The 17,417-nt window shown below is 39.8% G+C and carries 14 protein-coding genes; 10 read left to right on the forward strand and 4 right to left on the reverse strand.

Annotated features, from left to right (window positions below):
• Positions 1-265: 265 nt before the first annotated feature.
• Positions 266-913 (reverse strand): ribosome biogenesis GTP-binding protein YihA/YsxC, encoded by a 648-nt coding sequence (gene yihA / locus AC2IOM_RS05970; protein WP_486359400.1) that lies wholly within the window; start codon positions 911-913, stop codon positions 266-268.
• 343 nt (positions 914-1,256) lie between these two features.
• Here yihA and AC2IOM_RS05975 point away from each other — a divergent pair, with 343 nt between their 5' ends.
• The 5 genes from AC2IOM_RS05975 (at position 1,257) to hemN (ending at position 5,725) form a co-directional block, all read left to right on the forward strand.
• Entirely contained in the window at positions 1,257-1,889 is a 633-nt protein-coding gene (locus AC2IOM_RS05975; protein WP_054978105.1) for a c-type cytochrome, read from the forward strand.
• Positions 1,890-2,467: 578 nt separating this feature from the next.
• On the forward strand, positions 2,468-3,115 hold the full coding sequence (locus tag AC2IOM_RS05980) for a class I SAM-dependent methyltransferase (RefSeq protein ID WP_486359401.1): 648 nt from the start codon (positions 2,468-2,470) through the stop codon (positions 3,113-3,115).
• Positions 3,116-3,151: 36 nt separating this feature from the next.
• Positions 3,152-3,733, forward strand: coding sequence for a Der GTPase-activating protein YihI (yihI, locus tag AC2IOM_RS05985; protein WP_486359402.1), 582 nt, complete (start codon positions 3,152-3,154; stop codon positions 3,731-3,733).
• Positions 3,733-4,236, forward strand: coding sequence for a DUF2489 domain-containing protein (locus AC2IOM_RS05990; protein WP_486359403.1), 504 nt, complete (start codon positions 3,733-3,735; stop codon positions 4,234-4,236). Before yihI ends, AC2IOM_RS05990 begins: the two co-directional genes overlap by 1 nt.
• Before the next feature lie 118 nt (positions 4,237-4,354).
• A complete protein-coding gene (gene hemN, locus AC2IOM_RS05995; RefSeq protein WP_486359404.1) occupies positions 4,355-5,725 on the forward strand; it encodes an oxygen-independent coproporphyrinogen III oxidase in 1,371 nt (456 codons plus the stop codon).
• Between the two features lie 4 nt (positions 5,726-5,729).
• Here hemN and AC2IOM_RS06000 read toward each other — a convergent pair whose 3' ends face one another.
• The 3 genes from AC2IOM_RS06000 to AC2IOM_RS06010 form a co-directional block, all read right to left on the reverse strand.
• Complete coding sequence (locus tag AC2IOM_RS06000) at positions 5,730-6,221, reverse strand: DUF1285 domain-containing protein (RefSeq protein ID WP_486359405.1); 492 nt, start codon at positions 6,219-6,221, stop codon at positions 5,730-5,732.
• Positions 6,222-6,252: 31 nt separating this feature from the next.
• Positions 6,253-6,822 carry a YceI family protein gene (locus AC2IOM_RS06005; protein WP_486359406.1) on the reverse strand — a complete coding sequence of 190 codons (570 nt, stop codon included), beginning with the start codon at positions 6,820-6,822 and terminating at the stop codon, positions 6,253-6,255.
• 68 nt (positions 6,823-6,890) lie between these two features.
• Positions 6,891-7,358 carry a DUF721 domain-containing protein gene (locus tag AC2IOM_RS06010; protein WP_486359407.1) on the reverse strand — a complete coding sequence of 156 codons (468 nt, stop codon included), beginning with the start codon at positions 7,356-7,358 and terminating at the stop codon, positions 6,891-6,893.
• 348 nt (positions 7,359-7,706) lie between these two features.
• Between AC2IOM_RS06010 and secA the strand changes: the two genes are divergently transcribed.
• From secA to nagP, 5 genes are all read left to right on the forward strand, one after another.
• Complete coding sequence (gene secA / locus AC2IOM_RS06015; RefSeq protein WP_100914224.1) at positions 7,707-10,418, forward strand: preprotein translocase subunit SecA; 2,712 nt, start codon at positions 7,707-7,709, stop codon at positions 10,416-10,418.
• Between the two features lie 68 nt (positions 10,419-10,486).
• Entirely contained in the window at positions 10,487-10,876 is a 390-nt protein-coding gene (gene mutT / locus AC2IOM_RS06020) for an 8-oxo-dGTP diphosphatase MutT (RefSeq protein WP_486359408.1), read from the forward strand.
• 143 nt (positions 10,877-11,019) lie between these two features.
• On the forward strand, positions 11,020-12,708 hold the full coding sequence (gene ggt, locus AC2IOM_RS06025; RefSeq protein ID WP_486359409.1) for a gamma-glutamyltransferase: 1,689 nt from the start codon (positions 11,020-11,022) through the stop codon (positions 12,706-12,708).
• 204 nt (positions 12,709-12,912) lie between these two features.
• A complete protein-coding gene (locus tag AC2IOM_RS06030) occupies positions 12,913-15,498 on the forward strand; it encodes a family 20 glycosylhydrolase (protein ID WP_486359410.1) in 2,586 nt (861 codons plus the stop codon).
• 311 nt (positions 15,499-15,809) lie between these two features.
• The gene (nagP, locus tag AC2IOM_RS06035) at positions 15,810-17,120 is read left to right on the forward strand and encodes an N-acetylglucosamine MFS transporter NagP (RefSeq protein ID WP_486359411.1); all 1,311 of its coding nucleotides are present in this window, start codon (positions 15,810-15,812) and stop codon (positions 17,118-17,120) included.
• The last annotated feature ends 297 nt before the right edge of the window (positions 17,121-17,417 follow it).

Genomic DNA, 17,417 nt, shown 5'->3' on the forward strand with positions numbered 1-17,417 from the left:
AACAATTTTAAGTAGCCAATAATTAATGTTGGCTATTTTTTTATGTTAAATTTAAGTTTGCTGAATTTTAGTGCAGATTGTTACATTTCTTTGCAATTTGTCGCGATATAACTTTATTTTGCAAATCTGCTTTGTTAAAGTGCGCGCCGTCCTATAAGGACATCCTGTTGATGATGTATCTCTTACGGGGTACAGCGTTTTAATAGCTTCTCCCCAGATTGCTATACCCGGTTGGTTTTTACCAACCGGTTTTTTCTCAAACGTTTTATTGTTGCTCGTCTGACTCTTGTTCTGGCGCTACCGCGTCAATTTCACCTAAGTACCAAACATCCAGTGTTTTTGCCAATTCTGGCAAACCAATGCCTTTTAACGATGAAAACGCGTGAACAGTAATTTTGTCACTGAGTTCTTTTAACTCGCGGCGAACTTTTAGCACTTCACTTTTACGCTTGCCTTGTTTCAGTTTGTCGGCTTTAGTAAGTAGCGCAAGAATCTCTAAATCACTTTCAACGGCCCAGTTAATGAGGTCCATATCAAGCTCTTTTAATGGATGACGAATATCCATTAAGACCACAATGCCTTTTAAACTTTCACGCTTTTGCAGGTATTCACCTAGTGATTTCTGCCACTTCTTTTTCATTTCAAGTGGTACTTTAGCAAAACCATAACCTGGTAAGTCGATGATGCGCATATCTTCACCCAGCGAGAAGGTGTTGATTAGCTGCGTACGACCTGGTGTTTTACTTGTGCGCGCAAGTTTTTGATCGGTTAATGTGTTTAGCGCACTTGATTTACCCGCATTAGAACGACCTGCAAACGCAACTTCAACACCCGAATCAGCAGGCAGTTTAGTGATGTCTGGTGCACTTGTAATAAAGCTCGCTTTTGAATATTGAACCCGTGACTTTAGCAAGGTTAGCTCCTTAAAACGCTATCTTAAGATTAAAGGCGAATCCCTATTTTCAGAGATTTTTGCTACACTGCCTTTAACATATCTTTTATTTCTGGGCGCGTATTTTATACTAACAATAGCCAAATAAGTAATGCTTTGTCTTTTTTAATGGGTCAAATTAACCTTGAGAAAGATCAAAGAAATGCGCCTTTACGGAGTTTTTTAGTAAAAACCCCTATATTTTATATGTTTTATCAAGGCACAAGAGGTGTCAGATAAAATTTAATCGTGTAGAATATGGCTACTTTAGCTGGTATTCATTCCTGCTTGTCAGGTTTTAACAGGGTCGAAACAGAGAAATAGCATGAAAAAAATAGCTTTATCTTTAATGATGGTTGCTGGTGCGTTCAGCGTCAATCAAGCTGCTGCTTTTGAGGGCGATATAGAAGCTGGTAAAACAAAAGCTGCGACATGTGTTGCTTGTCACGGTGTAGATGGAAACAAACCTCTTCCTAATCACCCTAAACTTGCAGGTCAGCACGCTCAATACTTATTTAAGCAATTAAAAGAGTTTAAATTAGGTATGACATCAGGCGGTGCAGAAGGTCGTATGGACCCTGTAATGAGTGGTATGGCTATGCCACTATCTGAGCAAGATATGCGCGATATCGCGGCTTACTTTTCAAGTCTTAATATGGAACCAGGTAGCACACCAGAAGAAGTGGTTGAGCTAGGTGGTAAACTATACAAAGCAGGTGATGCAGAACGTGGTATTCCGGCATGTGCAGCATGTCACGGTCCTCGTGGTAACGGTACATCATTAGCGGGCTTCCCGAAAGTATCATTCCAAAATGCTGATTATGTAAAAGCGCAACTTGAGAAATTCCGCTCAGGTGATCGCAATAATGACCTAAATGGTATGATGCGCGATTTAGCGACAAAACTAACAGATAAGGACATTGAACTACTTTCTAAGTACGTTTCAGGTCTTCATTAATAACACTTATTCATATAAGTGATGAAAAAAGCAGCGCAAGCTGCTTTTTTTATACCTTAGTCTGTGAGATATTTCTCACAATCATAGTGAGATAATGACTAATGTTAACTGTAAGTTAATTCGCTATTTTGTCACTAGTTATTGCTTAAGTGTCTGTTTTTTATTGTTAACACGATTTTTAAAGAAATCTTTTTTTATTTATTTTAGTTAAATTAGTTGTAACAAATTTATTAACAAGTAAATTATTCACCTGTCGCAAGGGACAAAAAAATAACAGGGAAAGCAGTAAAATACGGAAGTGCAGCGACAATTATGTGCGTAGGGGAAAGTAACCATAGGTTACATTAATGGACTGCTAAGAAAGCGTCAGGAAGACCGAAAATAAAAAAAGCACGGATGAAAATAATAAAAATACGGATAGTAAAATAATAATAAAATTAGACTCGTTGGTTAAAACAGTCGAAGGGAGAAGTGTCATAAGACACTCAGATTAGTAAGCGGCAGAGATTCTCTGTCGCTTTTTTATTTGTCGCAATAAAATTGCTATGATTACGGCAAATAAATTTCACGTTTAAGCCATGTCTGAATCTTGTCCATTATGTCTGCATTCTAAAAGCACCTTTTATAGCGAAGACAAACGCAGAGCTTACTTTCAATGTGAGTTATGTCAGTTAGTATTTGTTGCGCGTAGCCAGTTAATTTCACTCGAGCAAGAAAAACAAATCTACGATAGTCATGAAAATGATGTAAATGACGCGGGCTATCAGAAATTCCTGAGCCGCGCTTTAACGCCTTTGCTGCCAGAATTAGCAGAAGCTAGCCAGGGTCTCGATTTTGGTTGTGGACCGGGCCCCGCACTTGCCAAAATGCTCACAGAGAAAGGTCATGCTACAGCGCTTTACGATATCTTCTATTATCCAAACACTGAGGTGTTAAATCGTCAGTACGACTTTGTAACCTGTACTGAGGTAATTGAACATTTAGCCAATCCAAACGAAGTGTGGGCGCAACTACTGAAATTATTAAAGCCAAATGGCGTATTAGTTGTGATGACAAAGCTCGTCATCGACCAAGCCCGATTTAAAAATTGGCATTACAAAAATGATATTACGCATATCAATTTTTTTTCGCGGGTCACGTTTGATTATTTAGCACAGCACCATGGCTTATCACTGGCATATCATGGTGATGACGTGATGCTATTTAAACAGTCAGCAATAGTGTAAAATAAGCTTAGTTTTGTAAAAATTTTAGATTTAATTATGACCAGAAAGAAAAAGTCACGCAAAATCGGTACCGGTGGCAACGGAAGCTTCCGCCTTAGCAAAGAGAAACTTGCCGAACTACGCGCTTTGAAAGAGCAGCGTGTTAAAAAGCGTACTGGTAATAAAGCGGGTACACGCAACGCACAAGATGCCTTAAATGAGCAGCAAGGTGCGGGTAAGCAACGCAAAGACAGTCGTTTAGGCAGTAAAAAGCCTATTAGTCTTGTGCCTGAAGCAGAGGTTACTCAGCAACAGCCAGAGTTTAAGCGCCATCTACAGCCGCAAGTAGAGTTACGTAAAGTAGGTGAGCCTGAACTAACACCAGAGCAAGAGCTTGAGCAAATTGAAAACGATCAAAAGCTAATGTCGTTACTTGAGCGTCAAAATGCAGGTGAAGTGTTAGTAGGAAAAGACATCAAATACTTAAACGCAAAGGTAGAGCGTCACCAAGCACTTTGCGATTTGTTAGGTATTGATGATGAAGATGAGTTTGACGACGAAGACATGCTTGACCAATTTATGTCGAACGATCTTGCCGATGAATGGTTAAGTGATGATGACGAGGAGGAGCTTAAGTAGTGAATGCTATTTGGGTTATCGCCATTATTATTGCCGCTGCTATTGTTGCAGGGTTAGCTTTTTACGCTGGTAAGTTGTTATTCCAACTGAAAGTGCAAAAAGAAAAGCAACAAGCGCAAATTGAAAAGTTAAAAGTTAAAGCGGCTGAACGCAATGCAAAAATTGCCGACAGCATTAACTTAATTGCACGCGCGATGAAAGAGAAACAGTGTGAGTATTCAGAAGGATGTTTACGTATTTGGGTGTTGATGTCGCAGTATCAATTCTCCGAAACAGTGGATCTTGAAACGGAATACCAGCACGTTTTCAAAATGTATGATGTGGTAAAGGAAATGCCGACCCACGATGCGCGTAAGAAATACAGTAAGAAAGAAGTTTTCCAAATGGATAGCAAGCGTTGGCGTGCTGAAAAAGAGCTTGAAGAAGGTATTTTGGCTGAAGCAGCTAAGCTAGAAGCTTACTTCCCAGCTGATCCGAGTACCAAACACGTATTCGCTAATTAGTCACCTTATCTAATCTGTAAATAAAGCCAGCACTCGCTGGCTTTATTGTTTTGGATCAAAGCCGATTTTTAGTTCCTTTTGTACACTTGCTATACCTTAATATTGTTAGGTTTCAGTCGTGCAAAATTTCGTTGAATGGGATAACTCCCTTATAAAAAAATACAATGTGTCAGGTCCTCGTTATACTTCGTATCCAACGGCGTTGTCGTTTGAGCCTGGCTTTTCTGTTGATTCGGTAACACAGGCGATCGCCAAAAGCGATAATACGCGCTTGTCGCTGTATATTCATGTACCGTTTTGTCACCAGCTATGCTATTACTGCGGCTGTAATAAAATAATTACTCGCCACCAACATAAAGCAGATGTGTATTTAGACTTTTTAGAGCAAGAAGCAAAAGCACAAGCAACTCTTTATAAAGATTACAAAATCGAGCAGTTACATTTAGGTGGTGGTACACCCACGTTTTTAACAAAAGAACAAATGAGCCGTTTAATGGCGATTGTTAAAACGTATTTTAACTTTTCAGATAAAGTGCAAGCTGGAATTGAAATTGACCCACGCTCTTTACCTGAAGATATGCTTAGTCATTTACGCTCGCTTGGTTTTAACCGTGTGTCTTTTGGTATTCAAGATTTTAATGATGATGTGCAAAAGGCTGTAAACCGTGAACAATGTGCTGATAACGTTGCAAACTTAGTTACTGAAGCGCGCGCACTCGGTTTTTCTTCAGTGAATGCCGATATGATTTACGGCTTACCATTGCAAACGCCAGAAAGCTTCCAAGAAAGCATGGCGCGTTTAATAGCCCTGTCGCCTGATCGTGTTTCGGTATTTAACTATGCCCATTTACCTGATCGTTTTGCTGCACAGCGCAAAATTAAAGATGAGCAATTACCTAGCCCAGAGCATAAGCTAACAATGTTTAAAAACACCTTGGCGCAAATGGTTGAGGCTGGATACGTTAATATCGGCATGGATCATTTTGCAAAAAGCACGGATTCGTTGGCGATTGCGCAGCAACAAGGTAAATTGCATCGTAACTTCCAAGGCTACACTACACACGGTGAGTGTGACTTATTGGGTTTAGGTGCATCCTCTATTTCGCAAGTAGGCGATAGCATTTTCCAAAACCCGAAAGATTTGAAAGATTATTATCAAACCGCTGAAACGGCGGGCGTACCTGTTGTTAAAGGCCTAACGTTAACCACAGATGATAAAATTCGCGCATTTGTGATTAAAGAAATTATTTGTCACTTTAAGTTGAATTTCGCAGATGTTGAGCGCAAGTTTTCGATTAATTTTGCAGATTATTTTGCTGAAGAATTATCTGGGCTTTCGTGTTTTGCTGAAGATGGCATGATCTCATTAAACGATAAACAGCTTGTGGTTGAAAATAAAGGGCGTTTGTTTATTCGTAATATTTGTATGACGTTTGATGCGTACTTAAAACAACAAGCAAAGCTAACACGCTTCTCGCGAGTGATTTAAAAGTTTAACCAATAAAGAAGTCTTGGCCGCCAGAGCAAATAGCAAAGCGGCCTTTTTTTTGCTCTGAGATTTCAGCCCATTGATAAAATACGTTTCGTGACACTTTCGCCATTACACCATGATGTAAATGCAGGTAAGGCACGCCACCATTTATCTCTAAGATGTGATTTTCACCAAGTACATACTCTCTTGCTAGGTTATCGCAGCAAACAATAAAGCCGTCTTTTTGATACCAATGCGTAATTAGAAAAGGCGCATCTTCTACCTGAATGCGCATTTTCTCAACGGGTGTTTTTAAATAGTAGTGGCCTTGCTCTTTGGTTAGTACTTTTGCAAACAGTTTTACCAAATTAATGCGATTGATTTTGCTTGTTTGGAAATACCAATCGCCATTGCGTTTGATAGTGATATCAATATCGCCACAACTTTCTGGCTGCCATGTTTCAAATGGCGCAATACTGGTTTCAATTTGTTGTGTTAATTCTGCAAGGTTCACTTTTGAACAAGACCTGTGTTTGCCGCAAAAATTACTTAGCGAAATGCAATACGAAAGTCACAGGCACAGCGCGCGCGATATTGGGTAGGCCTGCTACTTTTTGCAGCGCTGCTACGCCTGTGTCTAGATTAAAGTCGCTGGCATTAATTACAACAGGTGTCATTGCGCTGACAAGTAAATCATCTTGGCTAGTACGGGCAACAAATACTTCGATTGAAAGCGTTTTTTTAATGCCATTTAGCGACAACGTAGCAGGTACTGAAAATACATGTGTCGGTGCGTTTTTCATTGCGGCAAGTTCTTTGCTCACATCGGCGCTTAACGTTAGTGTTGGAAATGCTTTAGTGTTGAATAGCATGCTTTGCATACGTTCATTGCGAATAGGGATATTAGTTTCAACCGACGTTAGGTCAATTTCTAGAGATAATTTACCGTCGTCAGCAATCGTGCCAGATAATGTTTTAAAGTGGTGTACTTCACCGATTGTGTCTTTTTTTACCGAGACAAAACTGAGTTTAGAACTGTCGTTTTGTAGTTGCCACGCTGCAAGCGAACTAAAGCTTGTAGCCAGTAAAGCAATTGAAAAAAGTGATTTAAGCATAACGCATACCTAGGTTAGTAATAAAAATAATTGCGATTCTATAGTAACTTAACTATCGCTAAATTCCATTACCTATCTGCGAGCTTAGCGAGTTTTTCGAGTTTTAACCTAAGAGAGTCCGGTGCGTGCTGAGCAACTTCAAGCAGCGATTGTTGTGCACTTTTTGTTAGACGTTTCTTTTCTTTGCTTTGCTGCTGTTGCTGGTTTGCTTGTAGGCTTTTTGCGCTGCGTGGCGATGTTTGAATTTTAATCTGACACAACTCAGGCAGACCAAGGCGTCTAAAGTCACTGAGTAAGCTCATTTTCATATAGTTTAGGCGCATCGCAACTGCTGCAGATTGGGCGTTTAACACTAAGGTGCCATCTTGATAGTTTGCTATGGTGCACTTTTGTAGCATATTTTGATCAAGTATTTGTTCAAGCAAACTTTGTAATTGCTTGTTTTCTTGATTCTTATTTGAAAACTGCTGCAGCCGATTAGGAAGGTTAGTCAGTACATCCCCTAGCGGTTTAGGTGCAAACCTGTTTTTAGCCATGGTTAGATACCTCTTTTTTATTATTGTATTGGGCAAGAATAGTTACAGCAAGTAAAAAGCTGTAAATAAAGCAGAACAAAGGGCAAATTAAACTTGGCTCACTGTGATTAAACGAATAAAATATCGCCCTTGAATTTGGCAGTTTTGTCTCAATATATAGAAAAATATAGCTGTATCACACAAGGCTATATTGCTAGTTATCTCAAATAATGCAATTTCACTATTGTTAACGAGCCAGGTTTGGTCGGGTTAACTAGCAATATCGGTGCTCTGCTGATACTGTACGCACAATTAATTTGAAAAGTGGCATGGGTTTTGTCACTAAACTAAGGTTGTAACGGTTTTATCATGATAGCTAACTTACTTACCAAGATATTTGGTAGTCGCAATGATCGAATAATTAAAAACTTACGAAAAACGGTCGCGCAAATTAATGGATTAGAACAGCAATACGAAGGGCTGTCGGATGAAGAACTAAAAGCGAAAACAGCTGAGTTTCGTAAGCGTTATGATAATGGTGAAACCTTAGATTCATTTCTAGCTGAAGCATTTGCAGTTGTACGTGAAGCATCAAAGCGTGTTTATGGTATGCGCCATTTCGATGTACAGCTGATTGGTGGTATGGTTTTACACCAAGGTAAAATCTCTGAAATGCGTACTGGTGAAGGTAAAACCCTTACAGCAACTTTACCAGCATACTTACATGGTTTAACAGGTAAAGGCGTTCACGTTATTACTGTGAATGACTACCTTGCAAAACGTGATGCGGAAACAAACCGCGCACTTTTTGAATTCTTAGGTCTGACTGTCGGTTGCAACGTACCGGGCATGATGCCGCAGCAAAAGAAAGTAGCTTATGCTGCTGACATTACTTACGGTACAAACAACGAATTCGGTTTTGACTACTTACGTGACAATATGGCGTTTACACCAGATGAGCGTGTACAACGTCCTTTATACTACGCCGTAGTGGATGAGGTTGACTCAATCTTAATTGATGAAGCGCGTACGCCACTGATTATTTCTGGTCCTGCGGAAGATAGTTCTGAACTTTATCAACAAATTGATAAGCTAGTTCCAAGCCTAGAGCAGCAAGAAAAAGAAGATGAAGAAGGTGTTGAAGGTGATGGCGATTTCACTATTGATGAAAAAGCTAAACAAGTACACCTTACAGAGCGTGGCCAAGTACGTGTTGAAGAACTACTTACTGAGCTAGGTTTAATTGATGAAGGTGATTCGCTTTATTCTGCTAATAACATCACATTATTAAGCCACGTATATGCAGCACTTCGTGCGCACAAGCTTTATCAAAAAGACGTTGATTACGTAGTAAAAGATGGCGATGTAATCATTGTTGATGAGCACACAGGCCGTACTATGGAAGGCCGTCGTTGGTCTGAAGGTTTACACCAAGCTGTTGAAGCAAAAGAAGGTGTAAGCATTCAAAATGAGAACCAAACACTGGCATCAATCACGTTCCAGAATTACTTCCGTTTATACGATGTACTTGCTGGTATGACAGGTACAGCCGATACAGAAGCATTTGAGTTCCAGTCAATTTACGGTTTAGAAACCGTTGTTATTCCAACTAACAAGCCGATGGTACGTGATGATCGTGCGGATTTAGTTTATTTAACACAAGAAGAAAAGTACGAAGCAATTTTAGCGGACATTCGCGACTGCCAAGAGCGTGGTCAGCCTGTGCTTGTGGGTACTATTTCAATCGAAAGCTCTGAATACTTATCGCAGTTTTTACGCAAAGAGAAAATTAAGCACAACGTACTTAATGCAAAGTTCCACCAACAAGAAGCTGAAATTGTTGCCAATGCAGGTCTTGCAGGTGCAGTAACCATCGCTACTAACATGGCGGGTCGTGGTACCGATATCGTGTTAGGTGGTAACTGGAAGTTGGAAGTTGAACAACTTGAAAACCCATCTGATGAGCAAATTGCAAAGATTAAAGAAGAATGGCAAAAACGTCATGATGCAGTACTAGAAGCAGGTGGTTTACACATTATTGCTACTGAGCGTCATGAATCACGTCGTATTGATAACCAGTTACGTGGTCGTTCTGGCCGTCAAGGTGATGCGGGTTCGAGCCGTTTCTACCTATCAATGGAAGATGCGCTTATGCGTATTTTCGCTGGCGAACGCATGATGAACATGATGCGTAAACTTGGTATGCAACGTGGTGAAGCAATTGAGCACCCGTGGGTAAACCGTGCAATTGAAAATGCACAGCGTAAAGTTGAAGCGCGTAACTTTGATATTCGTAAGCAACTACTTGAGTACGATGATGTAGCAAACGATCAACGTCGTGTTGTTTACACACAGCGTAATGAACTGCTTGAAGAAGGCGATATTTCAGAAACAATCACAGCAATTCGCTCGGATGTATTAAACGGTATTATCGATCAGTACATTCCACCACAATCACTTGCTGATATGTGGGATATTGCTGGCTTAGAAGATCGCTTACGTGCAGATTTCTTAGTTGAAATGCCTCTACAACAATGGCTTGATGAAGACAATAAACTTTACGAAGAAAAACTTCGTGAGCGTATTGAAGAAGGTGTTACAGCGGCTTACAAACATAAAGAAGATCAAGTGGGTGCAGATGTACTACGCCACTTCGAAAAAGCAATTATGTTACAAACGCTTGACCAACATTGGAAAGATCACCTTGCTGCAATGGATCACTTACGTCAAGGTATCGGTCTGCGTGGTTATGCACAGAAGAATCCAAAGCAAGAGTACAAGCGTGAATCATTCGAATTGTTCTCTGACATGTTAGAAGCACTGAAAGTGGAAGTGGTTAGTATTCTTGCAAAAGTACAAGTACGTGCTGAAGAAGATGTTGAAGCGGTAGAAGAGCGCCGTCGTCAGCAAGCAGAAAATACGCCAAAGCAATATCAACACGAAGAAGCTGAGCACGTAGGTGGTGAAACACCTGAAGGTGCAGCTGTAACTGTACGCAACGATGCAAAAGTTGGCCGTAACGAACCATGTCCATGTGGTTCAGGTAAAAAATACAAACAGTGTCACGGTAAATTAAGCTAATTGAACCAGACTCTGTTAAAAAAGCGACACTTAGATGTCGCTTTTTTTATGATTAAAGTGAGTGAAAAATGAAAAAACAAGTACATGTTGCAGTTGGTGTAATCAAAAAAGCTAACTTAATATTTATTGCAAAGCGTCACGATGAACAACATCAAGGTGGAAAATGGGAGTTTCCAGGCGGTAAAGTAGAAGCGGGTGAAACAGTAACCCAAGCACTGGCAAGAGAATTAAACGAAGAAATTGGCATAAAAGTAAAATCTTCAACACCCTTTTTAGAAATTCACCACGACTACCCAGATAAATCAGTGCACCTTGATATTCACTTAGTAGAAGAGTTTGATGGGCAAGCGAGGCACCTTGAAGGGCAAGATCACAAATGGGTGGCTATTAGTGATTTAAATAATTACGAATTCCCAGCAGCTAATGTTGTGATTATCGAAAAGCTGCAAACAAATTAGTTCCCAAGTTGGTAGCAGAGCATGTACGGCTTTGCTACTAACCTGCATTTTATCTACAGATCTTCTCTATTTACCTCGAATTATTGTTTCCTGTTCAGAAAAAGCGCTATGTTAGCTATAACCAGAACAACAGGATAATAATAATGAAATGGCTTAAACCCTCTCTACTGATTATCAGTTTGGCAATTCCATCTATCGCCAGCGCTTACGACCGTATTACAGGTGAAATGTTTGCCAGTCGCTCAGAAGTATTTGCTGAAAATGGCATGGCTGCAACGTCACAACCGTTAGCAACGCAAGTTGCACTTGATATTTTAAAAAAAGGGGGCAATGCTGTGGATGCTGCAATTGCAGCAAATGCAGTATTGGGATTAGTTGAGCCAACAGGTTGTGGTATTGGTGGTGATTTATATGCCATTGTGTGGCAACAAAAAGAGCAAAAGCTGCATGGACTTAATGCATCTGGCCGTTCACCAGCATCGTTAACGCTAGATACATTAAAAGCACAGGGCGACAAAATCCCAAGTTATGGCCCTTTGCCGGTTTCAGTGCCTGGTGCGGTTGACGGTTGGTTTGAATTGCACGACAAATTTGGCAAATTACCAATGGCTGAGTTATTAGCCCCTGCAATTCACTATGCTGAAAATGGTTTTCCAGTATCAGAGCTAATTGCTTACTACCTAGATAAAAGTGTTTCTGTTCGTGGAAGGTACCCGGGTTTTAAAGAAGTCTTTATGCCAAATGGCCATATGCCAAAAAAAGGTGAAATCTTTAAAAACCCTGCACTTGCACAAACTTACCGCAAAATTGCTAAAGGCGGTCGCGATGCATTTTATAAAGGTAAGATTGCAAAAGAAATCGATCGTTATATGAAAGCTAATGGTGGTTATTTGAGTTACGACGATTTAGCATCGCATAAAAGTAACTGGGTAGAACCAGTAAGTACTAACTATCGTGGTTATGATTTATGGGAACTGCCACCCAATGGTCAGGGCATTGCCGCGTTACAAATTTTAAATATTCTTGAAGGCTATGATATTGCAAGTATGGGTTTTGATAGCCCTGAATATATCCATACTTTTGTGGAGGCTAAAAAATTAGCTTTTGCTGATCGCGCTAAATACTACGCTGACTCATCATTCAATGACATTCCAGTAAAACAATTAATTAGCAAAGAATATGCGGCAAAGCGTCGCAAGCTTATTGATGAAAATAAAGCGAGCAAGCAAGTGGATCCGGGGCCAGTAGAAGGAGATACCATTTATTTAACCACTGCTGATAAAGATGGCAACATGGTATCACTTATTCAAAGTAACTATCGCGGTATGGGTTCTGGCATGACGCCAGAAAAGTTAGGGTTTGTGTTGCAAAATCGTGGCGAGCTATTTGCCCTTGAAGAAGGCCACTTCAACGTTTATGCACCGAAGAAACGACCTTTTCATACTATTATTCCTGCCTTTGTCACCAAAGATGGCAAACCTTATATAAGCTTTGGCGTGATGGGTGGCGCTACACAACCGCAAATGCATGCGCAAATTCTAATTAATATGATTGATTTTGGTATGAACCTGCAAGAAGCAGGTGATGCACCACGCATTTTACATACTGGTTCGTCGCAGCCTACTGGTGAAAAAATGACAAATGGCGGCTATGTTAGTTTAGAAGCTGGTTTTTCAGAAGAGACAAAACGTGAGCTGGTGAAAAAAGGACACACACTTCAACATGCAGTTGGCCCCTACGGTGGTTATCAAGCGATTATGAAGCAGCTCTCAAATGGCGTTTATGTTGGCGCATCAGAGACGCGAAAAGACGGTATGGCTGCAGGCTATTAATAATCTCAACACGTTAGAGGTATTTTGTAATACCTCTAACTTACTGATATTAAATGTTTTCAGATAAAATTAAGGTTTTTTTTAAGTTGTTTTGATAGCGCTGTCATTAAATAGTCATTATGATTCCTAATAACAAAAACTAAAATTAACGCTTTCGTTGCTCTATGGTTAGAAAGCGCATAATTAACAAGTAAAGGAAGTCTTATGTATTTGAGAAAAACCATACTTGCTACAGCTTTATTGGCAACGCCGTTATTTGCTAATGCCAAGCTATCGCAATCTGACATTAAAGAATTTGCAGCACAAGCGGATCTAAAATTTGGTGTCGTTGATAATTTTCATAACAACGATGGCGGTTACATCGGTAAAATCCAACTTAAAAACACTTCAAAAGTTGCACTACCAAAAGGTGAAAGTAACTGGCAGCTGTATTTCCACAGTATTCGTAAAGTAAAAACCTCTGAAGTAAAAGGTATTGCAATTGAGCATGTAAATGGTGACTTACATCGTTTAGTGCCGACTAAAACATTTGCTGGTTTAGCTGTTGATGAAACGTTAGCACTTGAGTATGAAGCAGCAGCTTATATTGTGTCTTATTCAGATGTGATGCCGCGTGCATTTATCTCACTCAATAATAAAGACGCTGAAGTGTTTGCCAGCACAGATACTGAAGATTTAAAACAGTTTGTATTGCCAATTGTTGAAGAGCGCCAATTAAAGAAATTTAACACGCCAAAAGATTTAAGTGTGATTGCCGATGCACAAAACCGTCATGCACTTAATATCAAAAATGAAAAATACACGCCAAGCCAAGAAGAAGCCCTTAAGCGAATTATTCCAAAGCCACAAAGCGTTGATTTTTCTCGCGGTGAAGTAACGCTTTCGTCAGATTGGGTTGTTAGTTATCAAGGTAGCCTAAAGCAAGAAGTAAATGTACTGCTTGATGATTTATCAAAACTATATGGCCTTAAATTAGAAGCGAATGCTGACCATATCTCAGTAGGTAAAAAACCGCATTTATCTTTAAAAGTAGATAATTCAATTCAAAATGGTGATGCTGAAAGCTATCACCTAGAAATTGATAAAAACAAAATTACGGTTGTTGGTAGTGATAATGCAGGTGTGTTTTATGGTTTACAGTCATTATTGGCTCTTTTCCCAGCAGACACCAACGGCAGCGTTGAATTACCACGTGTAGAAATTAAAGATTCACCGCGCTTTAGTTACCGCGGTATGCATTATGACAATGCACGCAACTTTCATGGTAAAGATGCAATGTTTAAGTTGGTTGAGCAAATGGCAAAATATAAGCTCAATACATTGCATTGGCACTTTTCTGATGATGAAGGTTGGCGCTTAGAAATCCCATCATTACCTGAGCTTGCAGAAATTGGTGGCGTACGTTGTTTTGATTTATCTGAAGATTCTTGCTTACTGACTCAGTTAGGTACAGGTCCACATAAAGATGGTTCAGGTAATGGTTACTTAACAAAAGATGACTTTGTTGAATTATTAAAATTCGCCGCTGCACGCCATATCAAGATCATTCCTGAGGTAGAATCGCCAGGTCACGCGCGTGCATCAATTATTGCGATGGAAGCGCGTTATCGTAAATTGATGAAAGCAGGCGATGAAGTAGGTGCGAAAGCATACTTATTGAGTGATCCTGAAGACAAGTCAGAATACATCACAGTTCAGAATTACACTGATAATTCTATCAATGCGTGTATGGACTCAAGTTATAACTTTATGGAAAAAGTGACGTACGAACTTCAACAAATGTATCGTGAAGCGGGTGTTCGTTTAGAAAATCTGCATTTTGGTGGCGATGAAGTAGGTGCTGGCTCATGGACTAATTCACCAGCGTGTCAAAAAATGTTTGAAGAGGCCGGTAATGGAGTTGCAGGTCCTGCCGATCTTAAGCCTTATTTTACCCAGCGCGTAGCAAAAATGCTTGCTAAGCGTGGTATTGCACCAGGTGCATGGGAAGATGGCTTAATGTATGACCGCGTGAATACATTTAACCGTGAAGAATTCCCTAATCCTGTATTTACAGCTAATGCTTGGGATAATATTTGGGAGTGGGGTGTTGCTGACCGAGCTTACCGTTTAGCAAACAATGACTATCAAGTTGTTTTATCGCATGGTACACATCTTTACTTTGACCACCCGTATGAAGCTCATCCAGAAGAACGTGGCTATTATTGGGCAACGCGCTTTATCAGTAATGAAAAAGCATTTGGTTATATGCCAGACAATGTATATGCAAATGCTGACTTCACCCGCACTGGTGAAGTGATCAAAAACCTAGAAGACTTAGTTGGCCGTCCATTACCTCAGCTTGAAAAGCCTGAAAACATTTTAGGTATGCAAGGTCAGGTATGGTCTGAAACTATCCGTACTGAAGATCAAGTATTGGCTATGTTGTTCCCACGCGTGTTAGCAGTCGCTGAACGCGCATGGTATAAAGCGCCATGGGAAGGTGAAAATCCAGATGCACAAAAGCGTGCAAAAGATTGGATGACTTTCTCTGCTGCACTAGGTACTAAGGAACTTGCAAAACTGGCGAAGTCAGGTGTGAAAGCTAATTTAGATGTCCCTGGTGGTGAAGTTAATAATGGTACGTTAACAACCAGTGTTGCGACGGCATACTTAGATGTTGAATACAGCATTGACCAAGGGAAATCGTGGCAAACATATCAAAAACCTGTTGCTGTGGGTAATGCCCAAGTGTGGTTGAGAAGTTCATTAAATGACCAAGTTAAGAGTCGTATTACTACGATTAATTAACTAATTGTTATTAAAACTAAAGGGAGCATTTGCTCCCTTTTTGTTCTAATTAATTCAAAATTCAAACTGGCAATATTTATTCAATTGCATTAAAGTAAAATGACAGCGCTATCATTTTGTGGCTTAGGGGAAGCGCTAACTTCCATAAATTGCCGTATTCAAAGTGATTAGCGTTAATAATAAAACCAAGAAATAAACTGATTGCGTTAACTATTCATATAGTGCGTCTGAAAGATGAGGCTACTTAACGCAAATGGTATTTTCATAGCGTAAAGCTATGACATAAGATTAACTGCAACAAGAAGAAGTTTATGGAAGCAACAGTGGAAAACGAATCAAACAAAAAGAGTAGCCTAGTTCCAATGGCTATAGTGGCTACTCTATTTTTTATACTGGGTTTTGCTACATGGTTAAACGGTTCATTAATGCCGTACCTTCAGCAAGTTCTACAATTAACACCTTTCCAAGCGTCGTTAATTCTATTCTCTTTTTATATTGCAGTTACTTTCACTGCAATTCCATCAGCGGCAGTGATCCGTAAAGTAGGCTACAAAAATGGTATGGCATTAGGTATGGCTGTCATGATGGTTGCTGGTCTATTGTTTATTCCAGCAGCTAAGACGCAATTTTTTGCTTTATTCCTATTCGCTCAACTGGTAATGGGAACAGGACAAACGCTTTTACAAACTGCAGTTAATCCTTATGTTGTTCGCTTAGGCCCTGAAGAATCTGCTGCCGCACGTGTAAGTGTTATGGGGATTCTTAACAAAGGCGCAGGTGTTATTGCACCATTAGTATTCAGTGCATTAATTTTAAGTAATTTTACAGGGCTAACTGGCAAAGAGCTTACACAACAAGATATTGACATGATGGCTAATGGTTTGGTGCTACCTTATCTTGGTATGGCGGTATTTATTGGCGTACTAGCATTTGTTGTTACAAAACTGCCAATTCCTGAAATTGAAGATGAAGAAGAGTCTGACACTGAGAAAGGGCATGTAAAAGAAGCGCTTTCTCATCCACAATTGAAGTTTGGTGTGATTGCTATTTTTGTATATGTAGCTGTAGAAGTAATAGCGGCAGATACAATCGGATCTTTTGCGAGAGCGCTAGGTGTCGAAAATTATGCAGTAATGACTTCTTATACGATGGTTTGTATGGTGTTGGGTTATATTATTGGTATTGCACTGATCCCTCGTGTTATTTCTCAAGCCAAAGCATTATCGATTTCTGCGATACTTGGCTCAGTGTTAACTATTGGAATTTTAGTAAGTGATAGCTCTTCGACATCAATTGCGCAGACTATCTTAGTTCCATTCGGTGGAGCTGAGTTACCGAATACACTAATTATTTTAGCCTTGCTTGGATTTGCAAATGCAATTGTGTGGCCAGCAGTATGGCCTTTAGCGTTATCTGGTTTAGGTAAACTAACAAGTGCAGGTTCAGCTTTACTAGTTATGGGTATAGCGGGTGGTGCATTTGGTCCTCTAGCGTGGGGCTTGGCATCAGGTAGTGCTGGAACAGCAGAAGGCTTACAAAGTGGTTACGTTGTAATGTTACCGTGTTACTTATTTATTCTTTTCTATGCGTTGAAAGGCCATAAGTTAAGAAAAGCTGACTGATTAATTTTTCATTAGTATTACACTCCCGTAAAACGCCAAACCTAAGTTTGGCGTTTTTTTATGCGAAAATGTAGCTCCTAAGTTAAGAATTGAAGGTTTTGGATATTAAATAATCAAACGATCAAAAAAGATCGTTTTTTTATAAAAAAGGGGTTGATCTGATTTTCGATCTGCCTATAATGCGCTTCCACCGACACGGAGCACAGCAACAACAAACGCTGAGTTAAGTGGAGGAAAGTCAAACGGAAAGTTACTTTGAAAAATAATTAATTTTCTAGTTGACTTTAAAAGTGAAGC

The organism is Pseudoalteromonas sp. NS-SX12 (assembly GCF_057367955.1).

What these genes read in the sequence shown, in the direction of transcription:
- AC2IOM_RS05975 (WP_054978105.1), top strand. Translation starts at nt 1,257, where the DNA reads ATGAAAAAAATAGCTTTATCTTTAATGATGGTTGCTGGTGCGTTCAGC.
- AC2IOM_RS05980 (WP_486359401.1), top strand. Translation starts at nt 2,468, where the DNA reads ATGTCTGAATCTTGTCCATTATGTCTGCATTCTAAAAGCACCTTTTAT.
- yihI (WP_486359402.1), top strand. Translation starts at nt 3,152, where the DNA reads ATGACCAGAAAGAAAAAGTCACGCAAAATCGGTACCGGTGGCAACGGA.
- AC2IOM_RS06005 (WP_486359406.1), bottom strand. Translation starts at nt 6,822, where the DNA reads ATGCTTAAATCACTTTTTTCAATTGCTTTACTGGCTACAAGCTTTAGT.
- AC2IOM_RS06010 (WP_486359407.1), bottom strand. Translation starts at nt 7,358, where the DNA reads ATGGCTAAAAACAGGTTTGCACCTAAACCGCTAGGGGATGTACTGACT.
- secA (WP_100914224.1), top strand. Translation starts at nt 7,707, where the DNA reads ATGATAGCTAACTTACTTACCAAGATATTTGGTAGTCGCAATGATCGA.
- mutT (WP_486359408.1), top strand. Translation starts at nt 10,487, where the DNA reads ATGAAAAAACAAGTACATGTTGCAGTTGGTGTAATCAAAAAAGCTAAC.
- ggt (WP_486359409.1), top strand. Translation starts at nt 11,020, where the DNA reads ATGAAATGGCTTAAACCCTCTCTACTGATTATCAGTTTGGCAATTCCA.
- AC2IOM_RS06030 (WP_486359410.1), top strand. Translation starts at nt 12,913, where the DNA reads ATGTATTTGAGAAAAACCATACTTGCTACAGCTTTATTGGCAACGCCG.
- nagP (WP_486359411.1), top strand. Translation starts at nt 15,810, where the DNA reads ATGGAAGCAACAGTGGAAAACGAATCAAACAAAAAGAGTAGCCTAGTT.